This window comes from Acinetobacter sp. NS-4 (assembly GCF_037402435.1).
In the GTDB taxonomy this organism is placed as follows: domain Bacteria; phylum Pseudomonadota; class Gammaproteobacteria; order Pseudomonadales; family Moraxellaceae; genus Acinetobacter.
This window is the reverse complement of the sequence record NZ_JBBEUE010000003.1, coordinates 243,153-261,381: the sequence shown is the minus strand read 5'-3', so window position 1 is coordinate 261,381 and position 18,229 is coordinate 243,153. Positions and strand designations below refer to the sequence as shown.

The 18,229-nt window shown below is 41.4% G+C and carries 14 protein-coding genes and 3 pseudogenes; 7 read left to right on the top strand and 10 right to left on the bottom strand.

Features of this window, described 5'->3' with window-relative positions; all coding sequences use genetic code 11:
• The 3 genes and pseudogenes from WAE57_RS04110 to WAE57_RS04100 form a co-directional block, all read right to left on the bottom strand.
• Positions 1-212 (bottom strand): annotated as a pseudogene (locus WAE57_RS04110) (IS982 family transposase); the annotation flags it as partial.
• Between the two features lie 103 nt (positions 213-315).
• Entirely contained in the window at positions 316-963 is a 648-nt protein-coding gene (locus WAE57_RS04105) for an HAD-IB family phosphatase (protein ID WP_337708475.1), read from the bottom strand.
• Positions 930-2,138, bottom strand: a complete 1,209-nt coding sequence (locus WAE57_RS04100; protein WP_337708473.1) for a DUF1615 family protein — start codon at positions 2,136-2,138, stop codon at positions 930-932. Before WAE57_RS04100 ends, WAE57_RS04105 begins: the two co-directional genes overlap by 34 nt.
• A gap of 82 nt (positions 2,139-2,220) precedes the next feature.
• On the opposite strand from WAE57_RS04100, the gene dusB reads away from it, so the two are divergent.
• Both dusB and WAE57_RS04090 read left to right on the top strand, forming a co-directional pair.
• Positions 2,221-3,246, top strand: a complete 1,026-nt coding sequence (dusB, locus tag WAE57_RS04095) for a tRNA dihydrouridine synthase DusB (protein WP_337708471.1) — start codon at positions 2,221-2,223, stop codon at positions 3,244-3,246.
• A 283-nt stretch (positions 3,247-3,529) separates the two neighbouring features.
• Positions 3,530-4,111, top strand: a complete 582-nt coding sequence (locus WAE57_RS04090; protein WP_337708469.1) for a hypothetical protein — start codon at positions 3,530-3,532, stop codon at positions 4,109-4,111.
• Positions 4,112-4,173: 62 nt separating this feature from the next.
• On the opposite strand, the gene WAE57_RS04085 is transcribed toward WAE57_RS04090, so the two are convergent.
• Positions 4,174-5,223, bottom strand: coding sequence for a nitronate monooxygenase (locus WAE57_RS04085; RefSeq protein ID WP_337708467.1), 1,050 nt, complete (start codon positions 5,221-5,223; stop codon positions 4,174-4,176).
• A 200-nt stretch (positions 5,224-5,423) separates the two neighbouring features.
• Between WAE57_RS04085 and WAE57_RS04080 the strand changes: the two genes are divergently transcribed.
• The gene (locus tag WAE57_RS04080) at positions 5,424-6,515 is read left to right on the top strand and encodes a putative DNA modification/repair radical SAM protein (protein WP_337708465.1); all 1,092 of its coding nucleotides are present in this window, start codon (positions 5,424-5,426) and stop codon (positions 6,513-6,515) included.
• Positions 6,516-6,571: 56 nt separating this feature from the next.
• The gene (locus WAE57_RS04075) at positions 6,572-7,090 is read left to right on the top strand and encodes a hypothetical protein (protein ID WP_337708463.1); all 519 of its coding nucleotides are present in this window, start codon (positions 6,572-6,574) and stop codon (positions 7,088-7,090) included.
• Positions 7,091-7,157: 67 nt separating this feature from the next.
• On the opposite strand, the pseudogene WAE57_RS04070 reads toward WAE57_RS04075, so the two are convergent.
• The 4 genes and pseudogenes from WAE57_RS04070 to ahpF all read right to left on the bottom strand — a co-directional run bounded on the left by WAE57_RS04070 (position 7,158) and on the right by ahpF (position 11,435).
• Positions 7,158-8,369: pseudogene (locus WAE57_RS04070) on the bottom strand (YeeE/YedE family protein).
• Positions 8,370-8,506: 137 nt separating this feature from the next.
• Positions 8,507-9,147, bottom strand: a pseudogene (locus tag WAE57_RS04065) (VIT family protein).
• Between the two features lie 184 nt (positions 9,148-9,331).
• A complete protein-coding gene (locus WAE57_RS04060; protein WP_337708461.1) occupies positions 9,332-9,676 on the bottom strand; it encodes a hypothetical protein in 345 nt (114 codons plus the stop codon).
• Positions 9,677-9,872: 196 nt separating this feature from the next.
• Positions 9,873-11,435 (bottom strand): alkyl hydroperoxide reductase subunit F, encoded by a 1,563-nt coding sequence (ahpF, locus tag WAE57_RS04055; protein WP_337708459.1) that lies wholly within the window; start codon positions 11,433-11,435, stop codon positions 9,873-9,875.
• Between the two features lie 264 nt (positions 11,436-11,699).
• On the opposite strand from ahpF, the gene WAE57_RS04050 reads away from it, so the two are divergent.
• Both WAE57_RS04050 and WAE57_RS04045 read left to right on the top strand, forming a co-directional pair.
• Complete coding sequence (locus tag WAE57_RS04050) at positions 11,700-11,921, top strand: DUF1653 domain-containing protein (RefSeq protein ID WP_337708457.1); 222 nt, start codon at positions 11,700-11,702, stop codon at positions 11,919-11,921.
• Positions 11,922-11,983: 62 nt separating this feature from the next.
• Complete coding sequence (locus tag WAE57_RS04045; protein ID WP_337708454.1) at positions 11,984-12,574, top strand: class I SAM-dependent methyltransferase; 591 nt, start codon at positions 11,984-11,986, stop codon at positions 12,572-12,574.
• A 48-nt stretch (positions 12,575-12,622) separates the two neighbouring features.
• On the opposite strand, the gene WAE57_RS04040 is transcribed toward WAE57_RS04045, so the two are convergent.
• Together WAE57_RS04040 and ahpC are read right to left on the bottom strand one after the other, a co-directional pair.
• The gene (locus tag WAE57_RS04040) at positions 12,623-12,829 is read right to left on the bottom strand and encodes a KTSC domain-containing protein (protein WP_337708496.1); all 207 of its coding nucleotides are present in this window, start codon (positions 12,827-12,829) and stop codon (positions 12,623-12,625) included.
• Positions 12,830-13,229: 400 nt separating this feature from the next.
• A complete protein-coding gene (gene ahpC, locus WAE57_RS04035) occupies positions 13,230-13,793 on the bottom strand; it encodes an alkyl hydroperoxide reductase subunit C (protein WP_086175987.1) in 564 nt (187 codons plus the stop codon).
• Between the two features lie 493 nt (positions 13,794-14,286).
• On the opposite strand from ahpC, the gene hrpA reads away from it, so the two are divergent.
• Entirely contained in the window at positions 14,287-18,216 is a 3,930-nt protein-coding gene (gene hrpA, locus WAE57_RS04030) for an ATP-dependent RNA helicase HrpA (RefSeq protein WP_337708494.1), read from the top strand.
• Positions 18,217-18,229 lie beyond the last annotated feature (13 nt).

Sequence of the window (18,229 nt, the reverse complement as noted above, 5' to 3'; positions counted from 1 at the left end):
CTATCCTGTTTCAACCATGAAAAAAATGCTTTGAAATTATTGAAGTGAGAACACTTATACCAAATGGTGATAAAGATGATTTCAGAGATACTCAGTTGTGCTTTTCGGATTCTTAAGCAGTGATTGCTTTGCTTGAGAAATTTCCAATAAGTTGCTTCAAATTTAAGAAAGAAATCATCAATTACACAGAATAATTCGGTACTATTGAACATAAGGACTAGAGTTGTGAGTTTTGTGTGGTAACTCAACTGATGGCTCTAGTCCTTCAGTTTTTCAAGTCAATTTCTTATCCGCGATTCGGGTTAATTAATAAAACTAAGCCAACTTTTTATAACTGATAATTTCGGGTAATTGCTGATCTGTCCCCACCATAAAAGTATGATTGGCCATTGCGAGCATTTCATCATCTTCACGACTATTGCCATAGGCATAAATCACCGCATAATCATCTAAATGATATTTTTCTAAAATTCGTTGTCTTTTTTGTTCCGAACTACAATCGGGTGTGGTGTATTGTCCCGTATAAACCTCATTGACCTGTTCAGTCTGGGTACAAATTAAGTCAATATTTAATAGCGTACAGACATGCTTGAGATAAACATCGACCGATGCCGAAACTAAAACCACATCATCACCCAAGGCTTGATGCTGTTTAAGTTGTTTCAGCAGAAGGTGGTTTAATTGATTCATAAGGCTTGCCGCATATTCCTGTGCTGACTGTTGCAGTTTCGGAGCATTGGCATTACTAAACATAGCACGAAATAATTTAGAACGCATGGCATGTGCAGGATAGGCATTTAAATAGTAGGCCTGAATCCAAGGCAGAATTTTTATGCCCTGTTTAACAATATGACGTTTAGAGAGTGCATAGAAGATAAACCCTGTGAAACTGTCCTTGGTACACAGGGTTCCATCAAAGTCGAAGAGCGCTAGATTTTTATTCTTTTTGCTCGTTGCATACATGATTGGTATCTTCCATTGACGCGGGTTGCATACCAGTTGGTATTATAATCGCGGCTTAATTTTGGACCAGAAATGACCACTTTAGGCATGATAGCATAAATCGGTTTTTTGCCGGTTTTCTCTTGGTAAAGCTTTGATACAGCTCGATAGGTTGCTGTATCTTCAAAATCTTTCTGTTTTTCCTTTTTCAAGTCTGCACGAATTTGGCGAGGAGTAACCAAAATATTATTGGCAGCAAAAACACTAATCAGATCACGCTCGGACTGGCTGCTTATAGAGCGAATAGAACCCTCTTTGGTATACAGCAGCAGATCACCATCCAGTTCTAGCTCATCTGCAGTCAAGTCATTCAGCATGCTCTGGAAAGCCGCATTGCGACTTGAGTACATACCGGAGTTGTAGTCTGCAAAACGGTAAATGGGCTTGTCATAATCGGCAGGATACATCATCAGGCGATGAATGCCGTAATACAAACCACCATATTGAGTATATAAATCGGTACGCAATTCGGCACTGCTGCCACCTTGACGTTTGTGTGCTTTGGCATAACCGATATGGACTTGCATTGAACCCAATGTGGTCACGGGATTTAAGTTTTCACCAATGTCTTGTCCGACCAGTTTTGCTGCACCTGTGAGCGTACTGACATGATAATGCTTTGACATATAGCTAAAAATTTCACGATATAACTCATCCAGTTCGCGTTCGGTTTGCACCTTACGCATCTGGCTTAAATAGTTATTGTCAGGACTCGGCTGGTTTTTTAAAACTTCTTCAAAATAGCCTGCAACCGTTCCACCCAGGGTATCACCCAATTTGCTTTTAAATTTTTCATCCAGACGGTCTTGAACTTCCTTCACCGCTTTTTCACCCAAGCCTGAAACGTGCGGATCTGCAATGAAGTTGGATTCCTGATCCACTACAGCCACGATAGTGCAAATATTTTCTTTGGTTTGAGGGATATCCAGCTGATCGGTAATACTGTAAATATCTTTAGCCCATGAGGCACGCTGATGGACACGTGATGGAATAAGGCGCTTGATTTGATCTTCTTCTAGTGTTGGTTCATGATTTTTCGACCACCATGAGTTATCGCCACATGCCGCCAGGCTAAGTGACAAAGCTAGAATACTCAAAGATTTAACACGAGATGAAATAAAAAGAGTTTTTTCCATAATAATGAAAACATATTCCAAAAGGGTGAGCCAGTACAGCAGATGAAGTATACTATGCCAGTCGAAAAAGTGATGAATTTATATGTATATTGGTCCATATCAACTGTCAAATAATTTAATTGTTGCTCCCATGGCAGGTGTTACGGATCGCCCATTCCGGACGTTGTGTAAATATTTTGGTGCAGGGCATGCGGTCAGTGAAATGATGACTTCAGACCAGACCTTACGCATGAGTAAGAAAAGTCTTTACCGTGCCAACTTTGATGGTGAACTGGCACCGATATCCGCACAGATTGCCGGTTCAGAACCGAATGAGTTAGCGGAAGCGGCGCGTTATCAGGTAGCAAATGGCGCACAGATTGTTGACATCAATATGGGCTGTCCGGCGAAAAAAGTCTGCAATAAATTAGCCGGTTCCGCCTTATTAAAAGATGAAGATCTGGTCGCGCGAATTTTAGATACCGTGGTGGCTGCAGTAGATGTTCCAGTCACATTAAAAACCCGTTTAGGGTATTTAAATGGTCATGAAAATATTCTGCGTGTAGCAAAACGTGCTGAACAAGCAGGCATTGCAGCCTTGGCTTTGCATGGACGTACCCGTGAAGATATGTACTTGAATACGGCACGTTATTCTTTAATTAAAGAAGTTAAAGAAATGTTGAATATTCCAGTCATTGCCAATGGCGATATCGACAGTCCTGAAAAAGCCAAGTATGTGCTGGATTATACCGGTGCAGATGCTGTGATGATTGGCCGTGCGGCACAAGGTCGTCCCTGGATTTTTCGTGAAATTGCCCATTATTTGAAAACTGGGGAACAGCTTGCAGCACCAAGTATTGCTGAAGTGAAAGATGTACTATTAGGACATTTATCAGAACTGTATGATTTTTACGGTGAATATTCAGGTTGCCGTATTTCGCGTAAACATATTGCCTGGTATACCAAGGGTTTACGTTCAAGCAATGAATTCCGCCAAAATATGTACAAGGTCGAAAGTACAGCTGAACAGTTTAATGTAGTGGAAGACTATTTTAATCAGCTACTTGCTCAAGGCGAAATTATGAGTGATGTACAGGTCGAGCAGGTGAACCTGCTTGAAACCAAATAGGCTTTTGTTGGTTTTTTATTATCATGCTCAACATAGGTCACTGCTCTTTATTGAAAAGGTTTCATCAAAATAAAGAGCAGTGATTTTTTTCTTTATCAATATTTTTTGCATAACTTGTATAACAATACTCAAAGAATTACAGGCTACAACATCACATCACCCAATCAGGACACTTATAAGACAGAGCTTACCTAAAATTGCCCTATGCTAAATTCTTCTGAAGCTCATCAAGCTGTTTATCTACATATCTCGAATATATTGATATGATAGAAGGAGAAAGAAAATGGTCAATACAAATCGTCCTGTTACGGAATCTGATCTTACCAATCCAAATAATCGACCAGAACAACAAAGAACAACCGATACAGAAAGTAATTCTGTTCCTGATATGACTGAAGCAGGCGATCATCCTGTGGGAACAAGTGTTGGTGCAATAGGCAGTGTAGCAGGAGGTGCGGCTCTCGGATCTATAGCAGCAGGTGCCGCAGTTGGCTCTACAGCTGGCCCTGTAGGTGCTGTAGTTGGTGGTCTAGTCGGAGGAATTATTGGCGGTGTAGCAGGTAATGAACTTGCGGAAGCGCTAAATCCAGCCGAAGAAGATGCGTATTGGAGAGAACAGCATCATAAGACGCCTTATTTCAATGAAACCCGAAATACCTATAGTGATTTAGACTACGACCGGGATTACCGGAATGCTTATCAAGTAGGTTATGGTAATAGGGTTCAATATGACCGTGATACTGAGTTTGAGCATGTTGAACCGGAATTAAGAAGCAAGTGGGAAAGTACCAAGGATCAGTCTCGTCTCAACTGGGAAGAAGCCAAATATGCAGCTAAAGATGCTTGGCATCGTGCTACACGTTAGTTATACCCGATAAAAAAACCTCTCAAGTGAGAGGTTTTTTATGGCTTATCTGACCTGGATAATTAGGCTTGACTCATTTCCAGAACCAGTTGATTAATCAAATCCGCAGCTTCCATTTCTCGAATTTGAGCTACATTGGTACCCGCCCAAAATGCACCAAACCCATCGTCGCCTTGTGCTGTTGCCACGGCATTGAGTTGTTTACCCAGATCATAGCAATAAGGATAAGTGGCGACTTGCGGTCGTTCAGGCCGATCGACTTGGGTATGCCAGTGATTAATTAAACCACGTGCAGGACGGCCAGAAATACTTGTGCTAATTTGAGTAATCGGTTTGCTAAATAGTGCTTTTCGATAAGCAGCATTTGCATTGGAACTTTTACATTGTACAAAAGCAGTCCCAAGTTGAACGGCTGCTGCCCCCAATTTCATTAATAACTGGGCTTGTTGCCCATTCATAATGCCACCCGCAGCAACAATAGGTAAAGTGCAATACTGTTTTAGCAATTGCACCAAATCTGAGGTTTTAACAGCACTGTCAAATGTTTCGTTAAAAATACCGCGATGCCCACCTGCCTCAATGCCTTGTGCAATAATCACATCAATACCTGCAGCTTCAATTTCAAGGGCTTCCGCCAGATTGGTGGCTGACACCATGGTCATAATGCCAGCCTGTTTTAAGGCCTGAATTTGATGAGGATGTGGAATACCAAAGTGAAAACTGACTGCTTGGGGACGCGTTTCTAGAACCAGATTTAAATAATCGTCGTTATCGAGAAAGCTGGGATAAATACAGTTTAATTCTTTGGGTGGCACAGCCTGATACTTCTCAAATTGTGGTGCCAAATAGTGAATCCATTGTTCTGCAACTTGGGAATCTAATTCTGAACTTTGATGACAAAAGAAATTTACCTGAAAAGGATAGTGAGTGAGTGCTTGAGTCTCTAAGATTTGCTGACGGGCAGCTTCAACAGTACTGGCACCTAAACCAAGCGAACCTAAACCGCCTTGATTAGAAACTTCAGCAGCCAGTTTTGGGGTGGAAACACCTGCCATCGGGGCAAGAAAAATAGGATGTTTAATCTCAAGTTGTTTTAATAAAGTCATATTCATCTCCTCCTCATCTGTATCACTTTGCCCAAGCCTTGAAAATTAAGCAAATAATATTCGTTATTTCCTTGCGAAATAAAAAGACTTTTATTTTATTTAAATAACAAACAACACGTCAGTCTCTGTCGTGCTTAAGATCAGTGAAGACCTCTCTGAAAATTAAAATTTTATAATGGATTTTTATTTTCGAGTGCTGCTTACTCATGTCTGAACGTATCCGTGAAAAATTGCAAATTTTAGCCGGTGCCGCCAAGTATGACGTGTCGTGTTCTTCAAGTGGCAGTAATCGTAAAAACAAGGACAAAGGTCTGGGCAATACCGGTTCCGGGATTTGTCACAGCTATACTGAAGATGGGCGCTGTGTATCCTTACTCAAAATTCTGTTTTCCAATGTCTGTATTTTTGACTGTTCTTATTGTGTCTCGCGGCGCTCCAATGATGTGAAACGGGCGGCATTTACCGTGCAGGAAGTGGTTGATTTGACCATGAACTTTTATCGCCGTAATTATATTGAAGGCTTGTTTTTAAGTTCGGGAATATTTAAATCGGCAGATTACACCATGGAACGTATGCTGCAAGTGGTGAAAAAATTACGTCTGGAAGAAAATTTTAATGGCTATATTCATCTAAAAACCATACCCGGTGCATCACCGGACATCATTGCCGAAGCTGGCTTATATGTAGACCGCATGAGTATTAATTTAGAAATGCCTACTGAAGCAGGCTTGCAAAAATTTGCGCCTGAAAAAACTCATGCAGAAGTGCAAAAAGATTTAGGCATTGTGCGCGACCGTTTAATTCAGTTTAAAGATGAACGCAAGCTGATTCGTTCCGTTCCTAAATTTGTTCCCGCAGGGCAAACCACCCAAATGGTCGTGGGCGCGCATAGTGAAACCGATCAAGACATTATTTTAATGGCGGACCGGCATTACAAGGAATTTAAACTGAAACGGGTGTATTACTCCGTTTATATTCCCATCAATGAGCAGGAAAAATCTTTACCGGCGGTTGGTTCTGCACCGCCTTTACTTCGAGAAAACCGGTTATACCAAAGTGACTGGCTGATGCGTTTTTATGGTTTTGATGCGACTGAACTGGTCGATGAAAAACATCCGAATCTGGATTTTGATGTTGATCCCAAGCTGAGTTGGGCACTGCGTCATCCGGAGCAATATGATCAGCTATGGAAAAATTATTTTCATAGCGTAAACATTCAAGCACGACAAAACATGAAATTGCACATTCAATATGTGCCGAAACGCTATTGGCGTTATATGAATGAAAAGTCAATTTAGCCTGATATTTCAGGCATAATGTGGTGTTGTATTATGCGACTATTGGGCGAGTGATGATGAAGCCGTTAATTTTTACGATTTTGATCTCAAGTATATTAGTTTCAGCATGTTCAAGCTCTGAACAGCCTAAAACACAGATTGATGTGCAAAAATATAAAGTTCAAAATGCTGCAAGTTTGCAACAGCGCTTTGAGACTTTAAATCAACAGTTATCTAAAGATTATCAGGCATTTAAAAAAACCAATAATATTGCTTTTTCAGATCAGTCGGTACTGGATGTGAATCAATTGCAGACTTTAAACCTGCATGCAGTGAGTAGTACTTCATTAAAGCCGGTGAAACAGGCCTATTGTGAAATGATGAATGGTTATTTTGCCGAGATGTATCATTTAGGTTATCAAAACCCGAAGTTGATTGGGCAGGTAAAATTACCGCATGCACAGGATGAAGATTTAAGCAAAAGTTTTGCAGATGCTGATCAATTTTATGACTTTATTTTAAATCGTTATACCACATACCGTCAGGCACAAGAAATTATGGGCTTTGGTTGTAATTTGAAAGCAGCTTTAAACTAAATTATAAAAAGAGAATATATAAAAAAGTCCATCAAGAGATGGGCTTTTTAATTTCAGTATTTTAGAATTAACAATCGGTTAGTTTTTCAGGTTGTGGGCGTTCACCGGGAAAGAAAAATGGACGAAGTTTCACCCCAAGGCTGTTGCCGATGAAAGCAAAGATCAGCCATAACCAGCCATGCAAACTGCCTGATGCAATCCTGCTGAAATAAGCCCCGATGTTACAGCCATAGGCCAAACGAGCACCGTAGCCTAATAGTAAACCGCCAACAATAGCAGCAATCAGTGAACGCTTTGGAATGTTGAAGTTGGGCGCGAATTTACCTGCAAGACTGGCAGCCAGTAATGCCCCCAGCATAATGCCAAAGTTCATTATAGAAGTAATATCGAACCATAATGACTCCGATAAAGCTTTGGCATTTGCGGGCTGTTGCCAATAGACCCAAGAAGCGACATCTACACCTATTAAACTCGCAGATTTTGCTGCCCATACTGCAAGTGCAGAAGTCACGCCCCAAGGACGACCAGCTAAAGCTAAAGTTGCAAAATTGAACAGGGTGAGATGATGCCTCCCCAAATTAGCGGCCATGGATCATGTAAGAAACGTTTAAAACCTTGAGTTTCGGCAATAGGTTCTACTTCAAGTGAACCATGACGTTTTTTCTCAAAAAAGATGGTAGCAAATGCAATTGCTGCAAACAGAACAAAGCTGACGATGAGTGCAGGAATAACGCCTAAGCTTGAAACAATGGAAATGGGTGCAATGATGTGGCAGGTTAAACCACCAGTCCAAATGTGTGGTGGTAATTAAAGAGCCTAAGCGGAAGAAAATAAGAGTCACAATCATGCGGGCACTACCGCCACCGACGGTATAAAGCGTACCCGAAGCATAACTGCCTCCTAATTGCATGTCGATACCAAAGATAAAAGTACCAATCATCACAGACATGGAAACAGGACTGACATTGCCTTTCACCGGATTGCCAAACAGCTCACCTGCGCCTAAGGCTAGGAAGAACAATAATACCGCAAGACCAAGCATGATCATTTGGGCACGTAAGCCACGACCACGACGTTCCTTAATAAAAACATGCCAGCTTGAGGTAAAACCAAAGGATGCATGATACAAGGTCATGCCCAAAGCACCCCCAACCAAAAACAATAAGGCTTGATTCAGCCCTACAATTTGATAGGCACCTAGCGTGCCGACCAGCAAAAGAAAAAGAGCAACTCAAACCGACAGATTAGACCGGTTGGATTTTGCAGCAATAATAGACATGGGAGAATAAAAATAGATTAAATTAATCGGGATATTTTAATGTATTATTCACGCATAATATTATTTAAATTAATAGATTATTAAATTTATAATTAATAATATTTGATTAAATATATTTACAAAAATAATAACTAAAATTAAATCGGGCTGACATTAAATAATGAGCCGATCCAGGTCGCAAAGCCCATGGCAATAATTCCCCAAATTGCGACATGCAAACTGCCCTTAATTTTAGATATACCTGCAAAATAACCGGACATAGCACCTAATCCCGCCAATGATAAAATGCCCACAATAATGACCAACACAGAAACGTATTGCTCGGGGCTGACTAAAATAGAAATCATGGGAAATAAAGCATCGACAGAAAACGTAAGGGCAGAGGAGCCTGCTACCTGTAAGGGGGGGGGTGCTGCGGTATTTTCATGAATGCCAATTTCATCGCGTACATGAGCTTCCAGGGTATTTTTGGCAGTAAGCTGAACGGCACATCATGTGCTAATTCAGCTGTTAAACCACGCTTAATATAAACTTGTGTGAGTTCTTTCAATTCATGTTGAGGATTACGTTACAGCTCACGTGCTTCCATGTCTAGATCTGCCTTTTCAATATCGACTTGAGATTTGACAGAAATATATTCACCGGCTGCCATGGAACTGGCACTTGAAATGAGGCCGGCAATGCAGGTAATTAACAAGGTATGGGAAGATGCACCACTGGCAGCCATCCCCATAATGAGGTGGGTGACGGAAACGATTCCATCATTGGCATCAAGCATTGCGGCACGTAATCAGTCTGTTCTTTGAATATAATGTTTTTCCAGATGATAAAAATGTGCCATATAGAGATGCACTTAATTATTGGTTATTAGGATTGCCATAAAAGAAATATGAATAAAAAAGCAAGATTAATCAATAAAAAAGCTCCTTTTTAAGGAGCTTTTTTATTTTAATGATTTTAAATTATTGTTGAGTTCTTTCTCGAACATTAGAAGCACCTTGCTCTACAGCACCGGCAGTATTTGCAGTAGCTTCTTTCGCTGCATTTTTAACATCCTTCGCTGCAGCTTCAGTTTTAGCTGCAGCTTCATTACCTGCTGCCTCAATTTTAGCGGTTGCTTCATCAGTGGCCGCTTGAGTTTTAGCTTCTGCTTCCTTTGTTGCATCAGAAATATCATGACTGGCTTGATTAGCTGCATTTTCAAGATGTTCACCAGTGGTTGCACCGGTCTCAGGCTCTTTTTGTTTATTACAACCAACCAAGGCAACGCTAGCAGCAAGACCTAAAGCAATAAGCACTTTATTCATTTTCATTTCCTTCTAATTGTGGCACCCACCTAAATAGGGGTATTTTGAATATAACGAAAAAAATGCACAAATAATGAGCTAAAATTGTTAATTAAATGTAATTATTTTTTATGAAAAAATGAGTGAAAAAAAAGGCTTATACCACTAAAGCAATGATACAAGCCTGATAGAACAACTTTGCTGTTACTTGTGATAATTACGCGTTACGAATAATGTAATCAAAAGCAGATAGCGATGCCTTGGCACCTTCACCGGTGGCAATAATGATCTGCTTGTACGGAACCGTAGTACAGTCACCGGCAGCAAACACACCCTTCACGTTGGTTTCGTTGCGCTCGTTAATCACGATCTCGCCACGGTTTGACAGAGCAACTTTTGATGCTTTCAGGAAATCGGTGTTTGGCAACAAGCCGATCTGTACAAAGATCCCTGCAAGCTCAACTGTATGCTCTTCATCAGTGGCACGGTCCTTGTATTTCAGTGCCGTCACCTGTGAACCGTCACCCACCACTTCAGTCGACAAGGCATTCTTGATCACGGTGGTATTTGGCAAGCTGTTAAGCTTGTCTTGTAAGACCTGATCGGCACGCAATTTGGTATCAAATTCCACCAAAGTTACATGCTCGACAATCCCGGCCAGGTCAATCGCAGCTTCCACACCCGAGTTCCCGCCACCAATCACCGCAACGCGTTTGCCTTTAAACAGTGGGCCATCACAGTGCGGGCAGTAGGCTACCCCACGGGTCTTGTATTCCTGCTCACCCGGAACGTTCATCTCTCTCCAGCGTGCACCGGTAGACAGGATGATGGTTTTCGACTCTAGCTTCGCACCATTCTCTAAAGTCACTTCCACCAGACCGTTGGCGGTTTCATCGGCACCTTTAATATTAGAAACACGTTGCAGGTTCATGATGTCCACACCATATTCACGCACATGCGCTTCCATTTCAGACGCAAATTTAGGACCCTGGGTTTTCTTCACCGAAGTGAAGTTTTCAATGTCCATGGTATCCATCACCTGACCGCCAAAGCGTTCCGCCACGATCCCGGTATTGATGCCTTTACGGGCTGCATAGATCGCTGCGGTGTTACCAGCCGGGCCGCCACCAATCACCAGCACATCAAACGCGTCTTTGGCATTCAGCTTCTCGGCATCTTTGGCTGCTGAATTAGTATCCAGTTTGGCAATGATCTCTTCCAAAGTCATGCGGCCCTGACCGATATGGTTGCCGTTTTGGAACAGCATCGGAACCGCCATGATCTTGCGCTGTTCCACTTCGTCCTGGAAGAACGCTCCATCAATCATGGTAGCCGTTGTGCCCGGGTTATTGATCGCAATCAGGTTCAGGGCCTGCACCACGTCCGGACAGTTATGGCAGCTTAAAGAGACAAACACTTCAAAGTCAGCAGTCAGGTTCAGACCCTTGATTTGCGCCAACACTTCATCCGAGACTTTTGGGGCATACCCGGAGACTTGCAGCAATGCCAGGATCAGGGAAGTAAATTCATGCCCCATCGGCAAACCGGCAAAGTTGACGCGCGGCTGTTCACCGGCTTTGGCCACACCAAAGCTTGGTGCACGGCTGTTCGTGCCATCGAAGCGTGCAGTCACCTGATCAGACAGTGCCGCAATTTCTTCTACAAGTTCCTTGATTTTGTCAGACTTGTCCGAACCGTCCAAAGTCGTGACCAGTTCAATCGGGCTTTCCAGACGTTGCAGTAAGGTTTTAAGTTGGGCTGAAGTATTTTGATCTAACATGGCTAACGTCTCCAAGGGAGTAAATGCTTATTTAATAAAGCCATAGTAGGCTAAAATTATAAATAGGTAAAACAATTCATTTATATAAAAACAATCGCTTTAATAGATTGGTAATTTATTTACGAATGATGTTCTATCAAATAGATGATGGTTTAATGTGAATATTCAAGTATTTAATCAAAATTAAAGCATTTTTTATAAATGATTGCATACTTCAGAGCAATTTTGATTATGATGGCATCATGCTCTAACAAGGTTATAAAAATGCAACTAAAATCTGGAATTTATCAACACTATAAAGGCAAGTTATATCAGGTCTTCCATGTTGCCACCCATAGCGAAACGGCTGAGAAACTTGTGGTTTATCAATGTTTATATGGCGATTATTCAATGTGGGTACGTCCTTTAACCATGTTTCAAGAAACGGTCACCCTCGAGAATGGTGAAGTTGTGCCAAGATTTAAATTAATTCAAGAAACGACATAAGCTGGATTAAAGACATCGATAAACGCTAGACTCAACAGAATAATAAAATAGAGATATCTACGATGAGTATGAGTGCGACATTCCAAAAACGAATGCATGAGTTGTATCAAGGATTTATTAAATTTGATGCCTTACAAAAAGATCGTATCCAGCGTTATCGAAATATCGAGCCAGACTCTGCTTTATTTTTAGCCATGCAGGTACGCCTGCAGCAATCCAAGGCTATTTTGGAGATTGGCACTTCAACCGGTTATTCGACTTTATGGCTGGCCAATGCAGCGCAGATTTCACACGGTCATGTCAAGACTCTTGAAATTGATCCGGCACGTACCCGGCAAGCTCAGCAATATGCCCAGGAACTGCAATTAAGTGAAGTGATTGATTTTTGGGTGGGGGATGCGCAAAGTTTTCTTGAAAATGCCGAACAGCAATATGACTTTATCTTGTTGGATGCGGAACGGGATACCTATGTTGATTACTGGCAGTATTTGCAGCATATGCTGCATCCCAAAAATGGAGTCATGTTTGTCGATAATGTGATATCGCATGCAGCAGAAGTTAAACAGTTTATTGAATTGGTAAAAGGTGATGAACGTTTTATGAGCATGACCCTGTCTATTGGTGCTGGCTTATTTATGATTTGTTATAAATAAAAAAATTAATTCATGGTGTTTAAAAATCAGGGATAAACCCTGATTTTTTTAATCAATCGAAACCCGGGTAAAGTGCAAATCATATTCGAGATATTTATGGACAAATGCTGCCTTATCAGTGCAGCGAAGCAGGTTATTATAAATGAATTCCGGAACAGGGTGATAGAGTTCAGCTGAACCATTATTATAAAAAATTTTAAGATAACGTGATGACGGACTGTATTTCCAAAAAGTTACAGCAATTTGTGTTCCCATAAGCACCTCATTTTTTATATGACCAAAGCCATTTGATGTCTTACTGAGCATGACCATACTGATAAGGTCATCATTGATGTATAACAGAAATAATTGCCGAAAGGTAGCTTGGAATTAAGATTTAGTGTCCTGTTATTTTCAAATACAACACAAACTAGACCGATTAAAATCTATACTGTCAAAGCACACCTTTAAACTTCACGATGATGATGTTTAGCATGTGGTAGATGTCTTTTGATCGGACGATTCATAGTCTACTAAATACGCATAAATGTGTATTTATAAAGTCTGAAATGCAAATGCAGATTAATTTAAGAACAAATCAATAGCCAAAAAACTAATAGCAAAAAAAAACCACGCTAAAAAGCGTGGTTTTTGAATCAGTTCAATCTAATACAGATTAGATTTTACCAACTAGGTCGATTGAAGGAGCTAAAGTAGCATCGCCTTCTTTCCATTTAGCTGGGCAAACTTCACCTGGGTGAGCGTGAACATATTGAGCTGCTTTAACTTTACGAAGAAGTTCTTGAGCATCACGGCCAACACCACCAGCGTTGATTTCAACGATCTGGATTTTACCTTCTGGATCGATAACGAAAGTACCACGGTCAGCAAGACCGGCAGCTTCGATTAATACGTCGAAGTTTTTAGCAAGAGTCCAGTTCGCATCACCAACCATTACGTATTGGATTTTTTTGATTTCTTCTGAAGAATCGTGCCAAGCTTTGTGAGTGAAATGAGTGTCAGTAGAAACTGAATAGATTTCAACGCCTAATTTTTGGAATTCAGCATAGTTGTCTGCAAGGTCACCCAATTCAGTTGGGCAAACAAAAGTAAAGTCAGCTGGGTAGAAGAATACTACAGACCATTTGCCTTTAAGATCAGCTTCAGTTACTTCGATGAATTGACCATTTTGGAATGCAGTTGCTTTAAATGGTTTAACTTCTGTATTAATTAAGCTCATCATTGTCTCCATGATTGAGGTTTGTATTTGATTTCCAAAAGGATAGCGAAATTTTTGTTATTGCTGAAACAGTATTTTTATATTATTGAAATCGGAAAAACCGAATTAACTAATATAAAGCCTACAATTCCACCAAATCTGATTCTTCTATCTATCTATTCAATCATCTAAGCATGATGATTGAATGACAAAAGCGCAGTTCTTCAGCTTGTCTAACAACATGAAGGTTCATGCACTAAAATTCAAGGGTAAATTTTTTAAAAATTAAATTTGTTTTTAGGATGAATCAATTTTACTGATTTCTCATCATCCTGGCTTAGGCGACACTTGGTGATCAAGTGCTACTTGATCGCTTGAATTATGCTCAAAGCTAGAGGATTTAAAATATTCTTGTATTTAAAACAGCATGAATAAATATCTTGCTGGCTTTCTCTCTGCGACGTTACAGCGTAAAATACTCAGTTCAATTTTTTTGTTTTGGGATAAGTTATCTGTGGTCAGTCATTTAAATGTAGATCAATGGGTCATGGCACGTGACCGTCATCGTTTAAATCGACTTCGCAAAGGTAAAGATGCCAATGAAAAGCAATATCAGGAATTATTAGAAAAATCGAATCATAAAGTTCGTGAACGTTTGTCACGTGTTCCGAATATCAAACTGAATCAAGACCTGCCTGTTACTCAATATAAAGATAAGTTGATTGAAGCAATTCAACAGCATCAGGTGATTATTGTGGCTGGGGAAACTGGTTCCGGTAAAACCACTCAGCTGCCGCAAATTGCCATGTTGGCAGGCCGGGGTTTAACCGGCATGATTGGTCATACCCAACCACGACGACTGGCTGCGCGTAGCGTATCACAGCGTATTGCCGAAGAAGTCGGGGAAAAGCTGGGTGAGTCGATCGGTTTTAAAATCCGTTTTAATGAACAGGGTTCGCAGGATTCCATTGTCCGCTTAATGACGGATGGTATTTTGTTGGCAGAACTGGCCAATGACCGCTACTTAACCAAATACGACACCATTATTATTGATGAAGCACATGAGCGTTCGCTGAATATCGACTTCATCATGGGCTATCTCAAACAGCTCTTACCTAAGCGTCGTGATTTAAAAGTCATCATTACTTCAGCAACGCTGGACGTAAACCGCTTTAGTAATTACTTCTTTGATGCGCCGATCTTTGAAGTCGAAGGTCGTAGTTTTCCTGTAGAAGTGCGTTATCGTCCTGTTTCGGAAATGAGCATTGGCGGTAGTGATGATGATGAGTTTGACGACTTTGAAGAAAACCTGCCGCGTGCAGTGGTGCAAGCGGTAGAAGAATGCTTTGCCGATGCCCAGCAAAAAGGCCATCCCGAACATGCTGATATCCTGATTTTTGCCAGTACCGAACAGGAGATTCGTGAACTGCAAGAAATCTTGCAAAAGCATGGTCCACGACATACCGAAATTTTACCTTTATATGCACGTTTAGCCATAGCAGAGCAGCAAAAGATTTTCAGTACTGGTGGTGGTGGTCGACGGATTATTATTGCCACCAACGTGGCTGAAACGGCGCTGACTGTGCCGAATATCCGCTATGTGATTGATAGCGGTTTTGCACGTATTTCACGTTATAGCTATCGTTCACGGGTACAGCGTTTGCCAATTGAAGCCGTCTCTCAAGCGGCGGCCAACCAGCGTAAAGGTCGCTGTGGTCGTATTGCACCGGGTGTCTGTATCCGGCTGTATAGTGAGGAAGATTTCCAAAGCCGTCCTGAATTTACCGAACCCGAGATTAAACGAACCAACCTGGCTTCGGTAATTTTGCAGATGCAAAGTCTGAATCTGGGAGATTTGGAAAGTTTCGATTTTATTGAGCCACCTGATCATCGTTTGGTCAATGATGGTCGCAAGCTGCTGATTGAACTTGGGGCGATGAATGAGAAAAATTCTCCTAAAGTTGAAGAAGAAAAAGAAAATCCCTCTAAATCTCCCTTTGAGAAAGGGAGACTTTCTAAAGGGGAAGGTTTCTTAACCAAAATCGGTCAACAAATGGCGAAGATGCCGATTGACCCACGTCTGGCACGCATGATTTTGGGTGGCGCACATTTTGGTGTGCTGAATGAAGTACTGATTATTGTCGCAGCTTTGGCTGTGCAGGATCCACGTGAACGTCCGGCCGATAAACAGATGCAAGCCGATCAGAAACATGCCTTATTTAAGGAAGGGGATTCTGATTTCCTGTTCTACATCAAGTTATGGGAAACCTTGCAAAATAACCGGGCATCGATGAATGAAAACAAACGTCGTAATTTTGCACGGCAGCATTTCTTAAGCTGGTTACGCTTACGTGAATGGAAAAAGACCCATGAGCAATTATCTGAGCTGGCGCAGGGATTAAAACTATCTTTCAATGATAAAAAAGCCAGCTATGAGAATCTGCACCGCGCTTTACTGACCGGTTTGCTTTCCTTTATTGCCAACAAGACCGATGAACGTAATGTATTCATGGCAGTACGCCAACAAAAAGCACGGATTTTCCCGGCATCAACCTTGCATAAGACCAATACGCCGTGGGTGATGGCTTTTGAAATGGTGGAAACCTCACAGGTTTATCTGCGAACTTTGGCCAAAATTGAACCGGAATGGATTTTGCTGGCTGCGCGTGACTTGCTCAAGCATCACTATTTCGAGCCGCACTGGTCGAAGAAAGCCGGGATTGTCAACGCTTATGACCAGATTTCCTTGTTTGGTTTAATTATCGAACCGAAACGTTTGATGAATTATGAAAAAGTTGATCAGGCTGCGGCACATGAAATTTTCCTGCGCGATGCTTTAACCACAGGCAATCTGGGCATTACGCCACCATTCTTAAAACATAATTTACTCAAGCTGGAAGAAGTCGAACGGGTTGAAGATAAGCTGCGTCGTCGTGACCTAGTGGTGGATGAAGAAACCATCTATCAGTTCTATGCTTCGAAAGTGCCGCAAGAAGTCGCCAGCCGCAGTAGTTTTGAAGACTGGCGTGCCACGGTCGAGCCGCAATATCCACGCTATTTATTTGTGGAAGATGATGCGCTGTGGATAAATGACCAACCAACCACCCAGCAATTTCCGGATTATTTGCATAATGGCGCTTTGCGTCTGGCAACGAGCTACCGTTTTGATCCGAGCCATGATGAAGATGGGGCAACGGTTAAAATTCCAGTACAGGCATTGCCACAGGTCGATGAAAACATCTGGTCATGGGGCATTCCGGGCTGGCGTGAAGATTTGATTGAAGCACTATTAAAATCATTGCCTAAAGACAAGCGCCGTAATCTGGTACCGATTCCGGACACAGCACGTAAGCTGATGAAAGCAATAGATGCGGTAAATTTACGCCAGCATATTTTCAGCTTCTTGGCTTTTCAGCTACGTGGTGATCAGGTCAGTGAAAAAGATTTTTCCTTTGAGCGGATTGACAAGTATTTATTGCCGTTCATTAAAGTGATTGATGAAAAAGGCCGAGTAATTGAAAAAGGCCGTGATCTGGCGGAACTTAAGGCGCGTTGCCGTACAGAAACTCATAGTCCGGTCAAACAGCTGAAAGGTGAGTTTAAAACTTTCCCCGACAATTTTACTTTTGAGGCCTCACAGAAAATCACTGGTGTGGTAGTGAAGCAATATCAGGCTTTGGTACCGACCAAAACATTTGCAGCACTTGATGCCAAAGATGAATCTGGCGTGGTGATTCAAACCTTTAATGATCAGGCTGAAGCCATTAAACAGCATCGTGAAGGGGTGATTCGACTGGTTTATATGCAGTTGGGTGATTTGGTTCGACAACTGAAAAAACAGATTTCCAAACCGCTGGCTTTGGCTTATTCGCCTCTGGGTGATAAGGCCCAACTGGAGCAGATGTTAGTTTATGCCACACTTCAGATGACAATAAATGATCTTCCTGTCAATGCTGAAGAGTTTCAAAACTTGATTTTAAATGTAAAAAAATCTTTCCTAACTCATGGTCAAGTGGCATTATCTATACTGAGCGATATTTATATCCAGTGGCAGGATATTCGTCGGAAATTGTTGGTTTTAGACGATTCTATCTTTGGAAAAAATATTGATGATCTTGAAGATCAGCTTGATTTAATGAGTCTTTCCAACTGTGTGTATGTCAAATCTTCCGATATATGGCAAGAATTTCCACGCTATTTAAAGGCTTTGGTCTTGCGTCTAGAACGCTTGCCCAATAACCTGCAAAGGGATAATTCTGCCATTGAGCAAGTTGACCCATGGATGGAAAAATTGTTTAAGTTTAAAAATGACGCTCGCCTGAAAGATCTGTACTTTATGGTCGAAGAATTTCGTATTTCCCTGTTCTCACAACCAATGAAAACAAAAATGCCGGTTTCTCCAACCCGCCTGCAAAAAGTATGGAATCAATTGGGCATTAATTAACAGAGCGCAAAAT